The following is a 5,713-nucleotide window of genomic DNA, read 5'->3' on the forward strand; positions in this document are numbered from 1 at the left end:
GAATATATACAGCACAATATTTATCGTCAATAAACCGGACAACTACGATAGCGTTTGGCTAAAAAAAGTCGATACCTCGCCATACCAGAACATTAGCAACCTCTACAGCACACGCTGGTATGATCTAAGCACGCTGTTATGGCGATTTATTGCGAACTTCACAAACACAATGATTGAGGGTAAAGACGCATTAGTGTTTTATTATTCTGAAGGGTCTTTCCTCATTAATGACAATAAAGGTGCAGCGTTTTCACAATTTATGTCTCATGAAGCATTCCACCTGTATCACCAAAAAAGATGGAATTATGATCAAAATGGTAATGAATTTATCGCACAATACCCACATAATCATGAACACTATCAGCTACTCGCGCGCGAAATGACGCTACTTGACCAAGCGTTAGACAATTTATCAGACAAAAACGTATTAAAAAGCACGCTGCGAGACTGGGTTGCGATTAGAGAAAAACGCTATCAGCAATGGCCCCAACTCGTCGCGGAGACGAACAGTGAAACAATGGAAGGAACAGCAACATACGTAGAGCTCAAACCCTTTCTTCTACACTATGATGAAATGTTTGTTCCTGCCGCAAATGACACTGTTCTCTCATTTAATGACTATTTTAATTGGATCATTAGCAGTAACAATCACCATTTACTCGAACGAAGAATGTCTTATGAAAAGGGATTGGCGCTATGCCTCATACTTGACCAACTCTCAGAGACGTGGAAACAAACCCTTGGTGAAAATGCGCCTACGCTCTACGCGTTGATCAAAACAAGGGTCGTCACGTCAGAGCAAGCTTACCAAGTGTCAGGAACAAATAAGTAACCTTTCCCCCGTACCGTGATAATACGGTGCGGGCTCGCCGCGTCATCCATCAGTTTTTTTCGCAGTGTAACAATCTTATTGTCTACCGTTCTGTCGATACCGTCATATTCAATGCCCCGTAGCGCTTTGGTCAGTGTATCTCGAGACTGAACCGCATCGGGGTGTGACGCGAGCTGCCACAGTAAGTCAAACTCACTTTCCGTTAACGTAATGCTTTGTTCATCCAACTGGCACTGTCGGCGCGCTTGATTAAGCACAAGCCCACCATATTGCAACAGCCTTGACGGTGTTGATGGCAGGGTAACTTCTGATTGACGACGCAATAACATCCGTACTCGCGCCATCAGTACTCTTGGTTTAATGGGTTTACTAACAAAGTCATCGGCGCCAATTTCCAGTGCCGCGACATGATCAAAGTCGTCATCACTGGCGGTTAACATCATAATAAGTCCGTGAAAATCATTGCGTATCTGTCGACAAATTGTCAATCCATCATCGCCAGGCAGCATCAAATCCAGCAAGACTAAATGAGGCTGATCCGCTAAAATGCGTTCTGCCGCCCCCGTCCCCTGCTCTAATGCCGTTACTGTGTAATTTTGTGCCTCGAAGTAGTCTGTCAGCATTTCGCGCATTTTCGGATCATCTTCAACCACAAACAAATGTATTTTTTCTTCCATTTTCACTCATAACAACGTGATTATCTTACCTATGGTTACCTCAATTGTAGTCTAATTTCTACCGATTATTTCGTTTACAAACACCAGACAATTCCATACCAACTTAAGATACTTTTATTGCATCGCTGCGTTTAGAGTACTGCCAATCCGAGCGTTAGACACTTTTAAGGTAAAACACATGAAAAAACTAGCTATTATTATCGCAGCGATCGCGTCAAATGCAGCCTATGCGGGCGACACATATATCCGCAACGGCAATATCTACTCACATGAAGGACAAGCGGTCGCTGAAGTGGGTATCAGCACGACAAGTGATCTTTACAAAAGCCAAGATGACACTACCTATCTGAACCTAAACCTTGGCTATCGCGGTGAAGACTTCAACGCTGATCTAACAAATGGCCTTAACTACCGTTTTTTCGGCAATAATGATGACAGTGTGAATATCAACGCTTTTATCGGTCATGCATCAAAGGGTTACGAGAGCAAAGACGCTGATAGCCTGGCTGGCATGAAAGATCGTAATGCAGGGATCAATGGCGGTTTTAATATGGATATCAATACCGGTATGGGTGGTGTTCTTTCTACATTTGTAGGGCACGATATCACGGGCGAATACGACGGTCTCAACGCTGGCATGAAGTACATGTATATCACACACTTTGGTAAAATCGACTTTGTTCCATTCGCGGGTGTGAACTGGCTAAGTGATGATTATGTTGATCATTATTTTGGTGTAAAAGACAGTGAAGCGACCATGCAACGTTCGGCTTATAAAGGCGATAACAGCTTTACTTACAACTTAGGATACAAGCTTGTGATGCCAATGGGCGAAAACTGGGATATCAGCCAAAGTACGCAATACACCCGTTTGGGCAGTGACATTGCTGATTCGCCAATCGTAGATAGCGCTAATCAGTGGGATGCACAAGTGACCATGAGCTATCATTTTTAAGATCCCGAGCTCAGATCATAACTATCTCAATAAGGCCTCCGCTTCATCCGGAGGCCTTGTCACGTCATGGAGTTCGCTTAATGAACACGACGACACACGTTTAGCTATCTCGCTGATTCAGACGTCTCGCTGGTCCCCCATTGCAAGCAGTAATTCAGGTGGTGGCATGGTCACGGTTTGCAGTCCTGCCGTTTGCAAGGCGACTTTTATGATATCAAGATGCGCTTGTGTTGCCTCTAGCCAATTGCTGGCATTGCCCTTCACGCCTGCTCGATGAAAACCATTTAAACGCACGGAAAACACATTTCCCTGCGTCAATTGCATTTGCTGCAAATTATATAAATAGGCGCAGAGTGACGACAGGTTAGCTTGCCAGTCGGTATACCCGGGGACCAGTAACAGCCGCACTTCCTGCAATTTTCCCTGCTGCGCCAGCCAAATTAGGCTATCACGCACACGGCGGGGTGAATGTCCGGTCAAGGCTCTATGCGCGTCATTACCCCATGCTTTCATATCCACCATGGCACCGTCCATGTAGGATGACAACGCCTGCCAACGCTGACATGACACACTGCCGTTAGTATCGATCAAGCATGTAAGGTGGGCTAATTCAGGGTGCTGTTTGACCGCGCGAAAAAGCGCGCGGACAAAGCGCCATTGCAGACTGGCCTCACCACCACTGACGGTAATTCCACGAATAAAGTGCCGTTGTTGATAAATCGCCGTCACTGCCTCGGCCAAAGACATATCGAATGAGCTTGCGCTGTCACGTTCAATGGTTTCAGGGTTGTGGCACCCTGGGCAACGAAATTGGCAACCTTGCAGAAAAAACACCATCCGATTACCGGGACCATCGACACAGGAATAGGGCAACACACTCGCCACCCGAGCCACTGACCCCGATGTTTTCTCCTGCTTAGGATGGCTCATGAGTGTCCGTCCAACGCGCGCCGGCGAGAAACTCCGCACTCACAACTCGCGGCTGCCGTGCTGTCACTGTCGTCATATCAGAAGCTTCTGCGCCCAATACCGTGGTGTTGGTCCGAGATCCCGATTGTTTGAACTGGGTAATCTCGGACTTTTTCACCATATAGCCGGTGATACGCACGAGATCATTTCCATCTGTATTCGCGGTGAATTCACGCAGCCCGGATTGCAGCGCCCCTAAACATAAATCGGTTAATGCATCGGGATTGCTTTTTATGGTTTCATCCAATGTTAGGATCTCGCTCACACCCGCTTCAAAGTAAGGATGTAACGGCGCAAGCGCCTGTAAATGGGTGACAGGATCCGGTTCACAACCGTAACGAATCCTCACCCCCGGAGTGGTCCCTTGGTCAATGGATAACCCACCTTGCGCATGCAGCAACGCTCGTCCACGCCAGCCATACTTCACTGGCGTCTCTGCTACAAACGTACTCAATGCTTTGGTGATATCGTGTGCCATCTCATTCGCCGCTGCATCGTGACCATATTCGCCACATAGACCTTGGCGTGTCATCAGGGTATTGACCGCTTCAGCCATCGCGTACACGCCAAACATGGGGACAAATTTTTTCTCATCAATTAAGCCTTCCTGCACCAGAAAGCTATTAAAAAAGTGTGATTCTTGATGCAGGAAGTGACTGCGTGCATCGATCAGCTCCACCATCAATGCACCGTAATGTGGCAAGGTGTGCGAGAGCAATGTCGAGAGATCATTGGCTTCTTCTGCGACTTTCTTTAAGTTAAGGCGTACCAAGGTGTTCGCACCGCCTCCAATCGGTAGCGCGTTGTAGCAGCTCACAATCCCCATATTGGGCCAGTGAGCCTCTGCATCACCAAATGTGGCTTGGTGTACCGGCCAGTTAGCAATATGTGGCTTGCTACAGGCAATGATGTTATCTGTCGCCTGCCGAACTAGGGTGCGCGCGGTACGAGACGGATCTACCATAAAGGTCAGGTTGGGGGCAACTTGCTGCAGTTCTGCATCGATGCGCAAAATCATGCGACAAACACGATTATCATCTGGGCCAATATTGGCATGCATAAATGCGTCTGGCAGTGTTCTGTCGAGTTGGATCCAGAATCGCTTGAGCGCTTGATACAAATGTTCATCACTCACATCCTCGCAATATGGCAGCAGGAGTTGATCGAGGTAACCCAAAAACACCGGGATATTGGTCACCGAAGGCACATGATGGTACAGCACCATGAGCTTCATAAGCGCATCCTCTAGATCGGTTGCCGGCGTTAACGCCAAATACTCCGACCCGCGTTTTAAAAAGCGGACATAATCGGGCAACACATAACGCGGTTTAAAGGGAGCGTGACCCTCAAACATATCGCCGATCACACCCTGCTCCATCGCAGCCACGAGCGCTCGGCTGCAAGGTACGTAGGGCAAAGCCGCATCGGCTTGCGCAGCGAGCGCTAACGTTTTCTGCGATGGGGTTAAGTGCAGATGGGTAACAATGGCATGCATAGCGTCTGTCATGTGGAAACTCCTGGCGAACTGAATTCTGAAAGTAACCCTATGAGGATAAAGGGTTGTTTCCTCAGAATATGTTAGCTTGCCCGCAAGGTAGCAAACCGCTATGTCTTACGTGATGCTTCCTCGTCTGTCGTGTGACCTTGTGTTTGTTCTGGTGGTGCAAACAAGCACTGCCATCGTTGTCGAAAACTCAGATCGAGCTGCGTGGCGTCTCGCCACATTTGTTGCCATTCCGCAAAGGTCACCACCAGAGGATTAAAGCTGTTCACTGGCTTGGGGATCCCATAGCGCACCGATTCAGATTCCGGCTCGAAGGTGCCAAATCGCTTGTCCCAAATGATTAAAATGCCCGCGTAGTTTTTATCGATGTACTGAGGATTCACGCCATGATGAACGCGATGATGAGACGGGGTATTAAAAATCCACTCCACGGGCCCGAGTGTCTTTATCCATTGGGTATGAACAAAAAACTGTAACCCTAAATTCAGCAGTACAACAAACACCACCCATTGCGGCGGAAACCCAATCACTACAAGCGGCAGCCAAAACAGCCACATCCCTGCCAGCGGGTACATTAGGCTTTGGCGAAACGCAGTACTAAAGTTCATGCGCTCTGAGCTATGATGCACCACATGCGCCGCCCACATCCAGCGAATACGGTGGCTGGCGCGATGAAACCAGTAGTAACAAAAATCCTGCGCGACCATCAGCAGTAAAAACAGGCTCACCGACATCTCAATATCGAACAACCGCCAGCCAAACCACCATAAATAGAC

General features: G+C 47.9%; 6 protein-coding genes. 2 read left to right on the top strand and 4 right to left on the bottom strand.

Features of this window, described 5'->3' with window-relative positions; translation table 11 throughout:
• Window positions 1–832, top strand: an 832-nt coding sequence (locus BZG79_RS12400; RefSeq protein WP_206779497.1) for a hypothetical protein, incomplete at its 5' end; no start/stop codon positions are given.
• Here the strand turns inward: BZG79_RS12400 and BZG79_RS12405 are convergent.
• The gene (locus BZG79_RS12405) at window positions 805–1,509 is read right to left on the bottom strand and encodes a response regulator (protein WP_077486929.1); all 705 of its coding nucleotides are present in this window, start codon (window positions 1,507–1,509) and stop codon (window positions 805–807) included. The genes BZG79_RS12400 and BZG79_RS12405 overlap by 28 nt on opposite strands.
• 178 nt (window positions 1,510–1,687) lie before the next feature.
• On the opposite strand from BZG79_RS12405, the gene BZG79_RS12410 reads away from it, so the two are divergent.
• A complete protein-coding gene (locus tag BZG79_RS12410; RefSeq protein ID WP_077774528.1) occupies window positions 1,688–2,464 on the top strand; it encodes a MipA/OmpV family protein in 777 nt (258 codons plus the stop codon).
• A gap of 117 nt (window positions 2,465–2,581) precedes the next feature.
• Here BZG79_RS12410 and BZG79_RS12415 read toward each other — a convergent pair whose 3' ends face one another.
• The 3 genes from BZG79_RS12415 to BZG79_RS12425 form a co-directional block, all read right to left on the bottom strand.
• Complete coding sequence (locus BZG79_RS12415; protein WP_199877806.1) at window positions 2,582–3,394, bottom strand: 4Fe-4S cluster-binding domain-containing protein; 813 nt, start codon at window positions 3,392–3,394, stop codon at window positions 2,582–2,584.
• Window positions 3,381–4,940: a YjjI family glycine radical enzyme gene (locus BZG79_RS12420; protein WP_077774531.1), complete on the bottom strand. Its 1,560-nt coding sequence runs from the start codon at window positions 4,938–4,940 to the stop codon at window positions 3,381–3,383. Before BZG79_RS12420 ends, BZG79_RS12415 begins: the two co-directional genes overlap by 14 nt.
• Before the next feature lie 98 nt (window positions 4,941–5,038).
• Window positions 5,039–5,713, bottom strand: a 675-nt coding sequence (locus BZG79_RS12425; protein ID WP_077774532.1) for a sterol desaturase family protein, incomplete at its 5' end; no start/stop codon positions are given.

Source organism: Salinivibrio sp. MA427 (assembly GCF_001996115.1).
GTDB lineage: Bacteria > Pseudomonadota > Gammaproteobacteria > Enterobacterales > Vibrionaceae > Salinivibrio > Salinivibrio costicola.

Bases quoted from the DNA above. Each gene is read 5' to 3' on its own strand.
- BZG79_RS12405 (WP_077486929.1), bottom strand. From the start codon at position 1,509: ATGGAAGAAAAAATACATTTGTTTGTGGTTGAAGATGATCCGAAAATG.
- BZG79_RS12410 (WP_077774528.1), top strand. From the start codon at position 1,688: ATGAAAAAACTAGCTATTATTATCGCAGCGATCGCGTCAAATGCAGCC.
- BZG79_RS12415 (WP_199877806.1), bottom strand. From the start codon at position 3,394: ATGAGCCATCCTAAGCAGGAGAAAACATCGGGGTCAGTGGCTCGGGTG.
- BZG79_RS12420 (WP_077774531.1), bottom strand. From the start codon at position 4,940: ATGACAGACGCTATGCATGCCATTGTTACCCATCTGCACTTAACCCCA.